General features: G+C 71.7%; 12 protein-coding genes. 2 read left to right on the top strand and 10 right to left on the bottom strand.

Annotated elements, in window-relative coordinates; genetic code table 11:
- Nucleotides 1-10 precede the first annotated feature (10 nt).
- From prmC to thrC, 8 genes are all read right to left on the bottom strand, one after another.
- Nucleotides 11-865: a peptide chain release factor N(5)-glutamine methyltransferase gene (prmC, locus tag ACOZ38_RS08570; RefSeq protein ID WP_405145213.1), complete on the bottom strand. Its 855-nt coding sequence runs from the start codon at nt 863-865 to the stop codon at nt 11-13.
- 23 nt (nt 866-888) lie between these two features.
- Complete coding sequence (gene prfA / locus ACOZ38_RS08565; protein WP_424529560.1) at nt 889-1941, bottom strand: peptide chain release factor 1; 1053 nt, start codon at nt 1939-1941, stop codon at nt 889-891.
- Nucleotides 1942-2056: 115 nt separating this feature from the next.
- A complete protein-coding gene (gene rpmE, locus ACOZ38_RS08560) occupies nt 2057-2275 on the bottom strand; it encodes a 50S ribosomal protein L31 (RefSeq protein WP_405145211.1) in 219 nt (72 codons plus the stop codon).
- A gap of 359 nt (nt 2276-2634) precedes the next feature.
- Nucleotides 2635-3282, bottom strand: a complete 648-nt coding sequence (locus ACOZ38_RS08555; RefSeq protein WP_424536971.1) for a response regulator — start codon at nt 3280-3282, stop codon at nt 2635-2637.
- 22 nt (nt 3283-3304) lie between these two features.
- Nucleotides 3305-4600, bottom strand: coding sequence for a sensor histidine kinase (locus tag ACOZ38_RS08550; protein WP_424529559.1), 1296 nt, complete (start codon nt 4598-4600; stop codon nt 3305-3307).
- A gap of 338 nt (nt 4601-4938) precedes the next feature.
- Nucleotides 4939-7005 (bottom strand): transcription termination factor Rho, encoded by a 2067-nt coding sequence (gene rho / locus ACOZ38_RS08545; RefSeq protein WP_424529558.1) that lies wholly within the window; start codon nt 7003-7005, stop codon nt 4939-4941.
- 451 nt (nt 7006-7456) lie between these two features.
- Nucleotides 7457-8386: a homoserine kinase gene (gene thrB / locus ACOZ38_RS08540; RefSeq protein WP_424529557.1), complete on the bottom strand. Its 930-nt coding sequence runs from the start codon at nt 8384-8386 to the stop codon at nt 7457-7459.
- A gap of 42 nt (nt 8387-8428) precedes the next feature.
- The gene (gene thrC / locus ACOZ38_RS08535; protein WP_405145207.1) at nt 8429-9487 is read right to left on the bottom strand and encodes a threonine synthase; all 1059 of its coding nucleotides are present in this window, start codon (nt 9485-9487) and stop codon (nt 8429-8431) included.
- 326 nt (nt 9488-9813) lie between these two features.
- Between thrC and ACOZ38_RS08530 the strand changes: the two genes are divergently transcribed.
- Nucleotides 9814-10968, top strand: coding sequence for a class I SAM-dependent methyltransferase (locus ACOZ38_RS08530; protein WP_424529556.1), 1155 nt, complete (start codon nt 9814-9816; stop codon nt 10966-10968).
- A 349-nt stretch (nt 10969-11317) separates the two neighbouring features.
- On the top strand, nt 11318-13084 hold the full coding sequence (locus ACOZ38_RS08525) for a glycosyltransferase (protein WP_424529555.1): 1767 nt from the start codon (nt 11318-11320) through the stop codon (nt 13082-13084).
- Nucleotides 13085-13243: 159 nt separating this feature from the next.
- Here the strand turns inward: ACOZ38_RS08525 and ACOZ38_RS08520 are convergent, their stop codons facing one another.
- On the bottom strand, nt 13244-15103 hold the full coding sequence (locus ACOZ38_RS08520) for a glycosyltransferase (RefSeq protein WP_424529554.1): 1860 nt from the start codon (nt 15101-15103) through the stop codon (nt 13244-13246).
- Complete coding sequence (locus ACOZ38_RS08515; protein ID WP_424529553.1) at nt 15100-16215, bottom strand: glycosyltransferase family 2 protein; 1116 nt, start codon at nt 16213-16215, stop codon at nt 15100-15102. The genes ACOZ38_RS08520 and ACOZ38_RS08515 overlap by 4 nt, the downstream gene beginning before the upstream one ends.
- Nucleotides 16216-16293 lie beyond the last annotated feature (78 nt).

Below are 16293 nucleotides of genomic sequence, written 5' to 3'. Positions count from 1 at the left end.
TGCGCGGACCCTATTCCTGGCCGAATCGTGCCGTGACGAAACGATCGCGGTTGGCGAGATCGGCGTTGTTACGGGCGTCCCGCCACCCGCGCTCCTCGGAGAACACGAGATAGACGGCCGAACCCTGCTGATCGGCGTGCTCGACCGCGACGAGGCCGCCGGGACGCAGAAGCCGCCGGGCCGTACGTTCGACCGCGCGCACCTCGTCCAGACCGTCCTCCCCCGAGCCGTACAGGGCCCGGGACGGATCGTAGTCGCGAACCTCGGGATCGCGTGGCACGGCCCCCGGCGGGATGTACGGGGGGTTGGAGACGACGAGGTCAACCTGGCCGTCGAGCTCGGGAAGGCAGTCGGCGAGGTCCTCGGGGTGGAGGGAGACGCGACCCTGGCCATGCTCCACGATGTTCTGCTTGGCCCAGCCGTACGCCACCGGATCGACCTCGACCGCGTGCACCTGGGCGAGCGCGACCTCCTGGGCGATCGACAGGGCGATGGCACCGGAGCCGGTGCCGAGATCGACCACGACCGGGGACGCGACGTCCATCTCGCGCAGCCGGTCGATCGCCCAGCCCGCGACCACCTCGGTCTCAGGACGCGGCACGAAGACGCCGGGACCGACCTCCAGCGACAGATAGCGGAAGTAGGCGTGCCCGGTGATGTGCTGCAGCGGCTCCCGCGCCTCGCGACGAGCGATGCCCTCCCAGAACAGCGCGTCGAACTCGGAATCGGGCACCGTGTGGAGCTGGCCACGCCGCACACCATGGACGAACGCCGCGATCTCCTCAGCGTCGGTTCGCGGTGAGGGCACACCCGCCTCGGCCAGCCGGGCGGTGGCGAGCGCTATCTCGTCCATCAGCAGGGTCATGGGAGTTTTCGTCGATTGTGTCGTTACGAGTGGGAGGCGAGCTTGTCCGCCATCTCGGCGTCCGTCAGGGCCTGTATGACCGCGGACAGGTCGCCGTCGAGGACGTGGTCGAGGTTGTAGGCCTTGAACCCTACGCGGTGGTCGGAGATGCGGTTCTCCGGGAAGTTGTAGGTGCGGACGCGCTCGGAACGGTCGACCGTGCGCACCTGGGACTTGCGCTCGGCCGATGCGGCGGCGTCGGCCTCCTCCTGGGCGATGGCGAGGAGCCGCGCGCGCAGGATCCGCAGGGCGGACTCCTTGTTCTGCAGCTGGCTCTTCTCGTTCTGGCAGGAGACGACTACTCCGGTCGGCACATGGGTGATGCGCACGGCCGAGTCGGTGGTGTTGACGCTCTGGCCGCCGGGGCCGGAGCTGCGGAACACGTCGATGCGGAGGTCGTTGGGGTCGATCTGCACGTCGACGTCCTCGGCCTCCGGGTACACCAGGACGCCGGCCGCCGAGGTGTGGATGCGGCCCTGCGACTCGGTGACCGGAACGCGCTGGACCCGGTGGACCCCGCCCTCGAACTTCAGGCGCGACCACACGCCGTCGGCGCCCTTGCCCTTCACCGCGACCGTGACGTCCTTGTAGCCGCCGAGGTCGGAGTGCTGCGCGTCGATGATCTCGGTCTTCCAGCCGACGCGCTCGGCGTACCGGAGATACATCCGGAGCAGGTCTCCGGCGAACAGGGCGGACTCCTCGCCGCCCTCGCCGGCCTTGATCTCCATGATGATGTCTTTGTCGTCGTTGGGGTCGCGCGGGACGAGCAGGTGCGTGAGCCGCTCCTCCAATGCGGGGATGCGGCCTTCGAGCTCGGCGGCCTCCTCGGCGAAGGCGGCGTCCTCGCCGGCGAGCTCCTTGGCGGCCTGCAGGTCGTCGCGGACGCCTTCGAGCTCGCGGTAGATGGAGACGATGGGCGTCAGCTGGGCGTAGCGCTTGCCGAGCGTACGCGCCTGGTTCTGGTCGGCGTGCACGGCGGGGTCGGCGAGCTTCTGCTCAAGCTCCGCGTACTCGTTGAGCAACTCGTCGAGGTTCACCGTGCGTCCTTCTTCCTTCACCGACAGGCAAGAACCGGGGCCATCACCAAGAACGCCGACCCGGGCACGCCCCCCGGGAACGGGGGGCGATTCCGAGCCGGCGCTTCTTGCCGAGCTACTTGCTCGCGGGCTTCTTGCCGAAACGCTTCTCGAAGCGGGCGACCCGGCCACCGGTGTCCAGGATCTTCTGCTTGCCCGTGTAGAACGGGTGGCAGGCGGAGCACACGTCGGCGTGGATGACGCCGTTCTTGGCGGTGCTACGGGTGGTGAAGCTGCTGCCACAGCTACACGTCACCTGAGTGGTGTGGTACTCCGGGTGAATGTCGGGCTTCATGTCAATCCTCTCTGGCGCGGTCGCCGGGTCGCCTTCGTCTCTCGCGGTCAGGTGACGCGCGGGCGGGCGGGAACCGGAACCGCCGTGGTTCGGCTACCAGTGTGCCAGATCCTGTAACCACACCAGGCCATCGATCATTCCCGGGCGGGAGGGACCCGTTCCGGGCGGGACAGGACCCTGACACGGCGCCGCCGGGGCGATCTCCGGCGGCCTGCCGAGCTTAGGTCAACGAGCACCAATATTTCCCCAAAATTCCGCACATGGACGCAAGGGCAGCGCAACGTAAGGGTCGCGCTTCCCTCACGACAGCGCGCGCGACGTACGACACGAGGGGCTGCGCCTGACCCGGGTGCACCGGCCTAGGCGTGGCCGAGATAGGCCAGCACCGCGAGCACGCGGCGATGGTCGTCGGGCGTGGGGTCGAGGCCCAGCTTGCCGAAGATGCCGGAGATGTGCTTCTCGACCGCGCCCTCGGTGACGCGCAGACGCCCGGCGATCGCGTTGTTGGACCGGCCCTCCGCCATCAGCCCCAGCACTTCGGACTCCCTGGCGGTCAGGGAGTGCATCGGACGGTCGTGCCGGCGGCGGCTTAGCAGCTGCATGACGACCTCGGGGTCGATGACCGTGCCGCCGGAGGCGACCCGGCGGACCGCGTCGAGGAACTCGGCGACGTCGGCGACCCGCTCCTTGAGCAGGTAGCCCACCGCCGCCGCGCCGCGCCCGATGAGCTCGGTGGCGTAGCGCTCCTCGACGTACTGCGACAGCACCAGCACGGGCAGGCCGGGCACCAGCGCGCGGGCCGCGAGCGCCGCCCGCAGACCCTCGTCGGTGTGGCTCGGCGGCATCCGCACGTCGACGACCGCGAGATCGGGCTCGTACGTGCGCACGGCCTCGACCAGGCCAGGGCCGTCGCCCGTCGCGGCGACCGTGTCGATGCCTCCGTCGGCGAGCAGCCTGATCAGGCCTTCCCGCAGCAGGACGGAGTCCTCCGCGATCACCACCCGCACGGCGGCCGCCACATGAGGATCATCACCATTCGTACGGTAGCCGGGCGCGGACGAGCGTGGGGCCGCCCGGCGGGCTTTCGACGGTCAGCGTGCCGTCGATCGTCGCCGCGCGGTCGGCGAGCCCCGCGAGCCCGCCGCCCGATCGCGCCTCCGCCCCGCCGATGCCGTTGTCCCGCACCTCGACCACGACCCGATCGTCCTGCCGGCTGACCCGGACCGACGCCTCGGTGGCCACCGAGTGCTTGGCGACGTTCGCGAGCGACTCGGCGACGATGAAGTACGCGATGCTCTCCACCGCTGCGGGCGGGCGTTCGATGATCTCGACCGAGACGGCCACGCGCACCGGCGCCCGGGCGGCGAGCGCCGACAGCGCCGCGTCGAGGCCCCTGTCGGTGAGGATGGCGGGATAGATGCCGCGCGCGAGATCGCGTAACTCGGTGATCGCGGCCTTGGTGCCCGCGTGGGCCTGGGCGAGCAGCTCTCTGGCCTCCTCGGGATGGGAGTCGAGCTTCGCCTGGGCCCTTCCGAGGTCGAGGGCCACCGCCAGCAGCCGCTGCTGGGCCCCGTCGTGCAGGTCGCGCTCGATCCTGCGCCGCTCGGCCTCGGCGGCGTCCACGCCCCTGGCCCGGCTCGCCCGCAGATGCATGACCCGCGCCTCGTCACCGGGACCGAGGAGCGCGGTGGCCAGCGTGCCGTGGAGCCAGGCCATGGCCCGGACGATGTAGAGCGTGGCGACCAGGAGGAGCAGGCCCACGAAGGCCCACGGCAGTGACCCGGGCACGCTTTCGATCACCAGGCGGTCGGTGAGCGTGGTCGTCTGACCCGACATCACGAGAAGCGGCTGGACCAGGAAGCCGATGGAGGACACCCACAGCGTCAGCGAGACGAGGAACTCGACCATGCCGAGCGGGAAAAGCAGCAGCAGGTAACCGAGGTCCCTCCAGGTGGCGGGATCGCCGAACAGCCACCCCAGATGGCTGCCCAGCCCCCGGCCCGGCCTCGGCCGGTACGGATCGGGGATGGTGACGCCCAGGGCGAGCCGCAGGAGGCGGCGCTCCAGCATGGCCCCAGCCCGCCAGAGCAGCATCGTCAGCACGAGCAGCGGCAGGCCGATCCAGATGATGATCATCGTGGCCGCGGTGGGCACGGCCGTGGCGAGGATCACGAACCAGGTGACGCCGGGGACCAGGCTGACCATCAGGTAGGGCGCGGCCCGCCAGGTCATGGGGTCGACGAGCAGGCCCAGAGGCCCGCGCGGCCCCAGCGGCACGCGCTCGCGCAACGGCGGGCGCCCTGTCACCGCCGCCTCGGCAGTCATCCTGTGGCTCCTCCCGTCGGGCATCCTGCCGGGCATCGCGTCGGGCATCTGCCGGACCGGGCCCGGGTGCCGTCACTCGACCGGATGACACGAGCATGCCAAGTGCTCGGGCGCGACGCCATGGAGTGGGCCTGAGACCTCGGGTGGGGAAAACCCCCGCCTGAACGGGAGGCGCGCCGCCAAGCCCATCATGCCTCGGCGAGGCCCAGGGGCGGGCGGTACGCGTTTCGGATCACGCGGACACGAAGAAGGGGCGGCGGGCCAGATGGCCCGCCGCCCCGACTTGGCGAAACGTGCTGGTCACCCGGGAGAACCGGGTGCCGTTGACGCTGGTGGTGCTAGTCGCGCTCGGAGCTGACCGTGGTCTTCTGGACCTGGAGGAGGAACTCCGCGTTGGACTGCGTCTCCCTCATCTTCTCCAGCAGGAGCTCCAGCGCCTGCTGCATGTCGAGGGCGTGAAGCACGCGACGCAGCTTCCAGACGATCTGCAGCTCGTCCCTGGACATGAGGATCTCTTCCTTACGGGTGCCGGACGCGTCGACGTCCACCGCGGGGAAGATGCGCTTGTCGGCCAGCGAGCGGTTGAGCTTGAGCTCGGCGTTGCCGGTGCCCTTGAACTCCTCGAAGATGACCTCGTCCATCTTGGAGCCGGTCTCCACCAGCGCCGTGGCGAGGATCGTCAGCGAGCCGCCGTTCTCGATGTTGCGGGCGGCGCCGAAGAACCGCTTGGGCGGGTACAGCGCCGTCGAGTCGACACCACCGGACAGGATGCGCCCGGACGCCGGGGCCGCGAGGTTGTACGCGCGGCCGAGGCGGGTGATGGAGTCGAGGAGCACGACCACGTCGTGGCCCAGCTCCACCAGCCGCTTGGCGCGCTCGATGGCGAGCTCGGCGACGGTGGTGTGGTCCTCGGCGGGACGGTCGAAGGTCGAGTGGATGACCTCGCCCTTCACCGACCTCTGCATGTCGGTGACCTCTTCGGGACGCTCGTCCACGAGGACGACCATCAGGTGGCACTCGGGGTTGTTCCTGGTGATCGCGTTGGCGATCGCCTGGAGCACCATCGTCTTGCCGGCCTTGGGCGGGGAGACGATGAGACCGCGCTGGCCCTTGCCGATCGGCGCGACCAAGTCGATGATGCGGGTCGTCAGGATGCCCGGGTCGGTCTCCAGGCGCAGCCGCTCCTGCGGGTACAGCGGGGTCAGCTTGGAGAAGTCCGGCCGGTTGCGCCCCTGCTCGGGGTCCATGCCGTTGACGGTGTCGAGCCGCACGAGGGCGTTGAACTTCTCGCGGCGCTCGCCGTCGCGCGGCTGGCGCACCGCGCCGGTGATGACGTCGCCCTTGCGCAGGCCGTTGCGGCGGATCTGCGCCAGCGAGACGTACACGTCGTTGGAGCCCGGCAGGTAACCGCTGGTGCGCACGAACGCGTAGTTGTCGAGGATGTCGAGGATGCCGGCGATCGGGATGAGGACGTCGTCGTCACCGATCACGGGCTCGTTGCTGTCGAAGCGGTCGCGGCCACGACGGTTGCGCTCCCTGAACCGGCCACGGCGACCGCGGCGGTCGTCGTCGCCCTGCGGGTCGGGACCCTGGTCACGGCCCTGGCCACGGCCCTGGTCGCGCGTCTGCTCACGGCCCTGGTCACGGGACTGCTCACGGCCCTGGTCGCGGGTCTGCTCGCGCCCCTGGTCACGGGACTGGTCACGGGACTGGTCGCGGCCCTGGTCACGGGACTGCTCACGACGGCCCGGAGCGTCGCCCGCGTCGGCGGCGCGCTGCTCGGGACGGCTGTTGTCGTTGCGGTTGTCGGGGCGGTTGTCGCCACGGTCGCGCCGGTCGTTGCCACGGCCACGGCGCTCGCCGCGCTCGGCGCGGTCGCCGCGCTCACGGCGGGACTCGCCTCGCTCGGGGCGCGTCTCGGCCTGACCGGCCTCGACGGGCGCGGAAGCGGAGGCGGACGCGGCGGCCACGGGGGCCTGCTCGACGGGCTGCGCCTCCACGACGGGGGCCCGCTCTTCGCGGGTCTCGACGACTGCCTCGACCGGTGCCGGGCGGGAACGTTCCCTGCGGGTGCGGGCCGGGCGCTCGGCTACCGGCTCCGCGGTGACCGCGGGTGCCGCGGCGGCCGTGGGAGCCGGGGCGGCGGCGGGCTCGGCGGAGGTAGAGGCACCGTCAGCAGTTACGCCCTGCTTCTCCTGGATGGCCGCGATGAGCTGGCTCTTGCGCATCCGTCCGGTCCCGCTGATGCCCAGGCTCGACGCGAGAGCCTGCAACTCGGGCAGCACCATGGCAGACAGGCCGGTGCCAGAGCGACGGCGCGGCTTGGCCGCGGCGCGGGTGGGGGTGTCGCCGGCGACCGGCGCTGCGCCGGAGACGTCGGAGAGGAGTTCGGTGGTGTCGCTCAACTAAAAGGTCCTTCCCAGGGGTCGGGCGTCGGCCACGATCAGCCAGGCGTCCCGGTGGTGCGACCCGGCGGGACAGACCGGGTCGGGCTGTACGAATTTCTGAGGTGTCGGGAAGCCGGTGCGTCGAACCGGCACATGGCCGTCACCGTCGAGATTCGCGAGCCGTTGGGGGCCCGGGGGTCGCCCCCCGGCTGGTTACCGCCGACCAGATGTCGATGTCCGTCGAACGCGCATGTCCCCGATTACGCCGCTTCTCGACGCGCCAACCGGATGTGGACCAACCGGAGGTGATCAATTCGGGAAGCCCGCTGTGCGGCCCACGTCTTGCGACGGAAGGCGCGATCCAGCGATGTATGGCTGACAAGCACGCACCCGCAACGGGGGCATCTGGTGCGGCTATCAGCCTAACATCACCAGCGCACACTGCTATTCCCTGAAGGTCGAAGATGCATCAGCGTGTCTCGGGAAACTGAACGCTCGCGCCAGACTGGTCGACGTCCAATGGCTGGATGTGCCAGTCACTACCCACTTCCGACGCGATCAAATCATGGGTATCCGTCGTTCCGAACACGAGAACCGTCGGACCGGCTCCCGACACAACGGCGGGCACCCCTGCCACGCGGAGACGTTTTACCAGATCAGCCGTGCCCGGCATCGCAGGCGCGCGGTAGATCTGATGCAGACGGTCTTCGGTGGCGGCTAGCAACAACCCGCTCTCCGGCCGCTGGGTAAGCGCCGCGATGAGCAGGGCGGCGCGTCCGGCGTTCGCCGCTGCGTCGGCATGCGGCACGTCCTTCGGCAGAAGCCCGCGCGCCTCCTCGGTGGAGAGCCGGGTTCTCGGCACGCACACCACAGGTCGGACGCCCCCATGCGGGCTCAACTTCAGCTTACGCGGAGTTCCGTCCAGGTCGGTCCACGCGATGGTGAGACCTCCGGACAGGCACGGCGCGACGTTGTCGGGGTGACCCTCGATCTCGGTGGCCAGCGCGAACACCTCGTCGTCCGGCATGCCGGGCGCGGCGAGCGCCCGGGCGGCCATGATGCCCGCGCAGATGGCGGCGGAGGACGAGCCCAGCCCCCGTGCGTGCGGGATGCGGTTGAGGCACCGCAGCCGGATGCCACGCGGCTGCGGGACTCCCGCGCGGTCGAACGTGGCGCGCATCGCCCGCACGATCAGGTGGCCCTCGCCGGTGTCGAGCTCCCCCGCGCCCTGGCCCTCGACCCGCACCTCGACGGCGCGGCCGCCCGAGGGCACCTGGTCGACGAGGCCGGCCTCGACCTCGTCGTACAGGGTGAGGGCGAGGCCCAGCGAGTCGAATCCCGGGCCGAGATTCGCGCTGGTGGCGGGCACGCGAACGACGACGGTGTTGCTCGTTGCCATGCGTTTCCTCGTTTTCGTCGATCTCGGGCGCTCTCGGACGCGTCAGGCGAGCTCGAGGGCGCCGGCGGCCGCGAAGGCGTCGACCGGGATCGTCAGCGGGGTGGGCGCTCCGGAGATCGCCCAGTCGGGGTCCTTCAGGCCGTTGCCCGTCACGGTGCACACGACGCGCTCGCCCTGGCGGAGAAGCCCCTGCTCGTGGGCCTGGAGCAGGCCTGCCACGCTCGCGGCCGAGGCCAGCTCGACGAACACGCCCTCCTCCTGGGCGAGGAGCTTGTACGCCGCGGCGATCTGCCGGTCGGTGACGGCCTGGATGGCTCCGCCCGACTCGTCGCGGGCGGCCTCGGCGAGCCTCCAGGAGGCCGGGTTGCCGATGCGGATCGCCGTGGCGATCGTGTGCGGGTGGGTGACCGGCGCGCCGTTGACGATGGGCGCCGACCCGCTGGCCTGGAAGCCGAGCATGCGCGGGGTCTTGGTGGCCATGCCGTCCGCGGCGTACTCGCGGTAGCCCATCCAGTACGCCGAGATGTTGCCGGCGTTGCCCACGGGGATGCAGTGCACGTCGGGCGCGTCGCCGAGGGCGTCGACGATCTCGAAGGCCCCGGTCTTCTGCCCCTGGAGCCGGTGGGGGTTGACCGAGTTGACCAGGGCGATCGGGTAGTTCTCCGCGAGCTTCCTCGTCATCTCGAGGCAGTCGTCGAAGGAGCCGTCGACCTGGAGCAGCTTGGCGCCGTGGACGAGCGCCTGGGCGAGCTTGCCCATAGCGATCTTGCCACGCGGGACCAGGACCGCGCAGGTCAGCCCGGCCCGGACGGCGTAGGCCGCGGCGGAGGCGCTGGTGTTGCCGGTGGAGGCGCAGATGACCGCCTTGGCGCCCTCTTCGAGGGCCTTGCTGATCGCCACGGTCATGCCGCGGTCCTTGAAGCTGCCGGTGGGGTTGAGCCCCTCGACCTTGAGATGGACGTCGCACCCGGTGAGGGCCGACACGCGCCTCGCGGGGACCAGCGGCGTGCCGCCTTCGAGCAACGTGACCACGGGCGTCGTCGTGGTCACGGGGAGCCGGTCACGGTATTCCTCGATAAGGCCACGCCACGCCCTGAACATTTGTTGCTCCTCCCGCGCCCGGCCCAGCGCGAAGCGGGCCCGACAGCGCGTAACCATGGGTCCGCTGCCAGCGGTATCAGGCAATGAGTCTACGGGGGGCGCAAACCCCGCCGCGTCGCCCGTCCACAGGCTGGACCGCCTCGGCAAACCATTGACATCAATCCTCGGGCAGGCACCCTCGCGCCGGCCCCGAATGCGGCCAAGACCGCATCCCTGAAGAACCCCCGAAATCCTCACTGTCTCTTTAGCATCTTTTCCACCAGAATTGGGGAATCACCGTCCCCAAAATGGGGCCGACTACAGACGCCCGGAGGGGAAACGTCGCCGTGACCGACGACCAGATCTTCCACGCTTGTCACGGCACCGATGTGAACCCGGCCCGTCCTGACGCCGGGAACGTCCATACGGCCCGCGAATCCGGGCACGCCGACCGCTTGCACTGGATTCTCGACCACCTGCCCGCGAGCCGACCCGGGCGTCCCGTCGCCGTGCTCGATCTAGGCTGCGACGACGGCGAGCTGTCGCTGCTGCTCGCGGAGCGGGGCGACCGGGTGACCGGGATCGACGTGGAGCCGCCCGCCATCGCCCGCGCGCGCCGCCTGCGCGACCGGCTCCCGGCCGACGTGGCGTCGCGCACGGAGTTCGCGGTGGGCGACGGGCACGGCCTGGACGGCGTCCCGGACGGCTCGTTCGACGCGGCCGTGGCCGGTGAGGTGCTCGACCGCGCCGGGGATCCCGTCCAGGTGCTCGGGGAGCTCCACCGGGCGCTCCGGCCGGGGGCCACGCTCGTGTTCACGGTGCCCTACGGCGTGAGCGAAGAGATCCTGCGGCTCGCCCAGTCCGGGAGCGCCGAGCCCGAGGACGACGGGCCGGCCGAGGTGCGCCCCGGGCCGGACGACGACGGCGAGCGCCGGCGGGTCTTCTACCACGGCAGTCTCCGCCACCTGGTCGAGCCGCTGTTCGAGATCCGCGAGCTGACCGTGCTGCGGCGGCACCTGGCCGGAGTGGCGGTACGCCGCGACGAGCAGCGCGGCACGCCCGGTTTCGCGCTGAGCCGTGCCGAGACGGCGTTCCTGCAGCGCGAGCGGCACCTGCACGGGGAGATCGGCGAGCTGCGGGCGCGCTGCGCCGAGATGGCCGCGCGCGAGATCGCGCTCATGCGCGCCGGAGAGGACCTGCTCGGCCGCAACGCCGAACTGCGCGCCGAGGCCACCCGTCTCCGGCACCGCGTGGGCCACCTCGAAGGCCGCCTCGCCGAGTACCGCGAGCTGATCGCCCGGCTGCGCCGGTCGCGGGCGTGGCGGCTCATCACCGCCTACCGCCGCGTCCGCCACCCCTCCGGCGGGAAGGTCACGGGCCGGGACGCGGTCGCGCCGGTCGCCGCGAAGCTTCCCCTGGTGATCACGGCGTCCACGGGTGCCGCGCGGCCCGCCCTGCCGGCCCGTACGGAGGCGCCGGCGGCGGTGACCCCCGCGAAGTAGCGCGCTTCGGCCGCGAACGCGCGCGCCAGGGAAGGCTATGCGTCAGGCGGGAAGGTGACCCGGGCAAGGTGGTCCGGGAAAGGGTGTGCGCTCGGCGGGGAGGTGGCCCGGTAAAGGCGTGAGTAAAGCCCGCGTGGTTAGCGAGGGATCGCCGGGGGCATTGAAGGATCCGCAGGTGGCGGTCATCGTGAGCTGTCAGGGCCTCTTATGAAGCTCCCAGGTTCCTTGTATAGGGTCGGCTCCCGGCGGCCAACCGGAGCGACGAAGGAGCGATCATCTTGACCCGCCGCGTCGACCGCGCCACGACAGCACGTCACCGACGAACGCTTGAGGCAAGGGCTTCCTCCTCATGACTGATACCCCCAGAATCCCGAGACCCCCTGTTCCCGCCGGGGCGGGCGACCGGCCCGTCATCCGGCACAACGACTACTCCCCCCTGGTCCCGCCCTCGCTGGGCGAGTGGACGCCCCGCCTGCCGGTCAGCGTGGTCATCCCCGCCTACGGCGGCCGGCGGCGCCTCGACCTGACCCTCGCCGCGCTGGCCGCGCAGACGTACCCCTCGGGCCTGATGGAGGTCGTCGTCGTCGACGACGGCAGCGAGCCGCCCCTGCGGCTGCCCGGCATCCGCCCGGAGAACACCCGCGTGGTCCCGAGCGCGCCCGGCGGCTGGGGTACGGCCCACGCGCTGAACACCGGGGTGCGCGCCGCGGAGGGGGAGATCGTCCAGCGCCTCGACGCCGACATGGTGACCTCCCGGGAGCACATCGAGGCGCTCATGCGCTGGCACCACCTCACCGACTACGTGGTGACGATCGGCGCCAAGGTCTTCGTGGAGGAGCCCGCCCTGACGGCGGCCGAGGTGCACGCGGCGGTGCGCGAGGGAGCGCTCGACACGCTTTTCGACCTGTCCAGGGCCGTCCCCAGCTCGACGGAGGCGACCATCCGCCGCCTGGACGGGCTGCGCGCCAGCAAGAACCCGTACCACGTCTGCACCGGGCCGACCGTCTCGTTCCGCCGTGCCCTGTTCTTCCAGGTGGGTGGCCTGGATCCCGAGGTGCTCAGGGGCGAGGACACCGAGTTCGCCTACCGGCTGGCGATGAGCGGCGCCGTGTTCGTCCCGGACATGGAGGCGCGGGCCGTCCATCTCGGGATGCCGGCGCAGCGCGTCGACAGGGAGGCGACCGTCCGGGTGGTGGCCCCCTTCCTGGCCCACCGGGTGCCGCTCCGCCGCGACCTGCGCAAGGAGCCCGGAAGGGACTGGCTGGTGCCGTACGTCGAGGTGGTGCTCGACGCGGACGGCTCCACCGAGCCTGAGGTGCGCGCGGCGGTGAGCGCGGCGCTGGGCGGGAGCCTGCCCGATGTGGCGGTCACGCTCGTCGGGCCGTGGGGGGAGCTGGCCCAGGGCCGCCACCCGGTGCTCGGTGATCCCGACTTCGAGCTGCGGCTGGTCCACGAGCAGTTCCGGTACGACAAGCACGTCCGAATCACCCCTGCGGCCGTCCCCGACCCGGCGCCCATCCCGTTCCGGTACACCGGACCGGTGGACGTGCCGCTGGGGCGCCGTTCGCTGGAGCTGATGATCAAGGCCGTCACGGATGACCGGGCCGGGCTGCTGGTGGTGGAGTTCCCCGACGGCCGTACGGCCCGACTGGAACGCACCGACGCCCTCAACCGCGCCCGCCTGCTCACCGCACCGGGCGAGAATGTCCCCCCCGGGACTGGACCTCTCCCCGGGACGGACCATCTTCCCAGGGCCAGGGATCTCACCGGAACGGACCATCGTTCCAGGGTCGGGGATCTCACCGGGGAGGATCTCGCCGGGGTGATCGAGCGGACCCACGGGGTGCGGCGCGGCCGTGCCGCCGAGTTCTGGCCACAGGCGAAAGGCAGGCCCAAGACGGTGCCGGCCGACGACGGCCGAGCCGGAGCCGGGCCGGGCACGCCCGCCGGAGGAGCCGCCGGAGGGGCCGCCGACCCCACTCCGGAGCGGTCCCCTGGCGACAGGCCGGGAGCCTCGGAGCCGGCGGGCCACACGCGCCAGCCCGCCCGTACCGCCTCCGGGCCGGCCCGCGAGAAACTCACCAGCCGACTGCGTACAGCCCTCCGCGGACGCTGACAAGCGATACACCCGGCCCAAGGGGCCAGCGGCTCAGACGGCCTAGCGGCTCAGACGGTCCAGCGGCTCAGACGGTCCAGCGGTTCATACGGTCCAGACCGCCAGGAGTATCAGCGGTTCAGAGGATCCAGACGCTCCAGCGGTTCCGGTGGTGAATCGCTAGGTGGTGGGCGTTGGGGAGGAGCCCTCGGGGGTCGGGGAGGTCGCCTGGCCGGTCTGCCCCTCGGGCGGCGTCACCGGGCCGGTCTCTCCCCCGGGCGGCGGGGACGACGGGGAGCCGTTGGCCGCGGGCGGCGACCCGGCTCGCCGGGCGGAGATGCGCTTGATCATGGTGCGCAGACGGCTCGCCTTGAGCGTGGCGACCTCCCTGCGCAGACCGCCGACCTCGCGGCGTAGATCGACGGCGGTCTTGCGCCACCGGCCGGACTCCTCGCGCCACTTGCCCACCTGGCCGCGCAGCCGCTCGACCTCCTTGGTGAGCCTGGCCACCTCGGCCTCGGTCTCCAGCCTGGCCCGGTAGGCCATCCTGCGGCCCCTGCCCGGGGAGGTCTCCGTGGACGGCACGAAGCCCAGCGTCTCGCCGTCGATCCACAGCGAGCCGAAGACGTCGTCGACCGCTTCGTCGTACCGCCCGGTGCCCGCTTCGCCGTACGGACGGGAAGCGTCCGCCTGGCCGGTGCCCGTTTCGGCGTACGGGCGGGAAGCGTCCGCCTCGCCCTGCGGGTGGGAAGGGGGCTCGGGGGCCGTGACGAGGGCGGCGCGGGCGAAGGCGGCGCGGCGTTCCAGACGGGCCTCGGCCACACCCTCGGCGGTCTCGGCGAGCAGCACGCTGACCAGCCCGTACCCGCCGTCCACCGCGAGGTCGAGCAGCCGGGCGAGGGTGTCCTCCTCCGGCACCCAGCCCGCGGGGAGGCGCAGCCGGAACGGTGCGAGGTGCTCGGCCTCGGACGCCGTGAGCAGCACCCGGCCCTCGTAGGCGTAGTGGCCGTGGACGAGGGTCAGGTCGAGACGGGAGTCGGTGAGGGGAGCCCGGCGCTCGGGGACCATGGAGTCCCAGGGGCCGGTCAGCAGCACCGAGACGTCGGGGACCGTGCCCGCGAGGACGGCGTCCACGGTGGCGCGAGTCTCCTCGTAGCCCTCGGCCTCGACCACGACTTCGAGGTACGGCACCTTCCACTGGCGCGTGGGATGACCGCGGAGCCAGCGGTACTGGGGGACGCGGTCGCCGATCAGGGCGTGGCTGACCCGGTCGATGGGCTGCTTGTCGCGCATGCGCATCGACGGCCCGAGGTGAAACCCGCGGGCCAGCGGCTCGGGGACGAACACCGCCCCCGCCTGCGCCAGGCGGTACCCCATTTCGGTGTCCTGGCCGAGGATGAGCTCCTCGTCCATGGGCCCCGCGTCGTCGATGAGCCGGCGGTTCACCGAGGTGGCGCCGCCCACGTGCAGGCTGAAGGCGCGGTTCGGGGTCTCGGTGAGGCCGTTGGTGCGATCGACCAGGTCGACCAGCCACTCGTGCGGCTCGGCCGGCTCGAAGAGCTTCGCGAGGTCGTCCGCCGCCGCCACGACCTCCGGCGGGGGCAGCGCGGCCGTCGTGAACCGCAGGTAGCTGGTCACGACGAGGTACGGCGCGAGGTGGTGCCACCGCATGTGCGCCTCGACCTCGTGCCGGTCGGCGACCACGTCGGAATCGAGCCAGTGGATCACCTCGCCGGTCGCGGCGGCGAGCCCGGCGTTGCGCGCGTTGGCCCTGCCGGGCGTGTCGCAGACGATCAGCCGGGTGCCGGGCGGGCGGATGCCGGGCAGGCGCAGGGCCGGGCTGCTGCCGTTGTCGACGACGACGACCTCGATCAGCTCCGCGGGGTAGCTCTGCGCGGAGAGCCCCGCGAGCACGAGGTCGAGCTTCTCCTGGCCGTTGTAGGCCGGCACCACGACGCTCACCCGGAGGCTCGGAGTCCAGGCGCCGAGCGCCGGAGGGTCGAGCACCGTGTAGTCGTTGCCGCGGATGCGCCGTGTCATGAGGCTTCCAGGATCAGGCTCGGGCGGAAGCCGCGCCACTGGTTCGCCGCCACTCGCAGGAAATGGGCGAGGGGAAGCTGCCAGGTGTGCCCGGCGGCGAGCGATCGGCGCAGGACGTACCCGAGGCCCTGGGTGCGGTAGATGCGGGCGCCGGCGGCGTGGGCGGCCTTCAGGAACTGGGCGTCCACCCCCCGCGGCACCCCCTCGAACCCGCCTATTTCCTGAAATTTCGCCCGAGCGAGGAAGATCGTACCGCCGGCGACGTGATCGGACCAGATCTCGCTGGTGTAGTCGGTGCGGCGGATCGTGACGTTCAGCGGCTCCAGGTAGAAGAACTCCGCCGTCGTGCCCACGATGTCGGCCCCGCTGTACGCCCGGGCCAGCAGCAGGTCGGAGAGATGCTCCGGGGAGTACCAGTCGTCGTCGTCCCACTTGGTGATCTCGTCGCCGCCCGCCCTGGCCGCCGCCTGGTTGAGCACCTCGCCGAACGGCGTGGCCTCGTCCGCCTCCACGACCGTGACCGGCAGCGGGAAGCCGTCGAGCGCCCGGCGCACCTCCTCGTGCGACGCGGGGACGCCGTGCAGCCCGAGCAGGACCTCCACCTCGACGTCGCGCTGGCGCGCGATCTGGGCGAGCGCGGACCCGAGCAGGTGCGGCCGCTTGCTGGACATCACCACGCTGACCTTCGGCACGGCGGCGCCGGGAGGGCGCGCGGGACGTGTCGCGTGGCGCCGCAGCCGCAGGCTGTGCTCCTCCCTGCGCAGGTCGCTCACCGAGCGGAGCGACGCGTCGCGCGGGCCGGGGGCCCAGGAGGTGAGCAACCCGGCGAGCCCGGCATCGGCCTCCTCGACCCAGGCGGGCACGTCGTCGGCGTACACCGGGACCCCGGCCAAGGCCAGGCCGAGGATCGTCTCCAGCACACCCGCCCGGCCGTGCGGCCAGCGGACGCGCAACCCGTCGAAGGGACGGAGCCGTACGATGTCGGCCGCGCTCAGGGGGAGGTTCGCGGCCTCACCGGCGAGCCGGGGCCGCCCGTCCTCGAAGGCCAGGTCGGCCGCGCCCGCCGACGGAGTGCGCACGTAGCCGAGCGGTGTGGGATCGCCCTCTCCCAACGCGCCACCTCTCATTCGAGCCCCGCGGGGGCGGGGGAAGACGGCAGTCACCCAGGCCCGCCGTCGAGACCTTCACCC

The sequence above is a fragment of the Sphaerisporangium viridialbum genome (assembly GCF_049674955.1).
GTDB classification, from domain to species: Bacteria; Actinomycetota; Actinomycetes; order Streptosporangiales; family Streptosporangiaceae; genus Sphaerisporangium; species Sphaerisporangium viridialbum.
The sequence above is the reverse complement of the archived record's forward strand: the minus strand, read 5'-3'. Positions and strand labels throughout refer to the sequence as shown.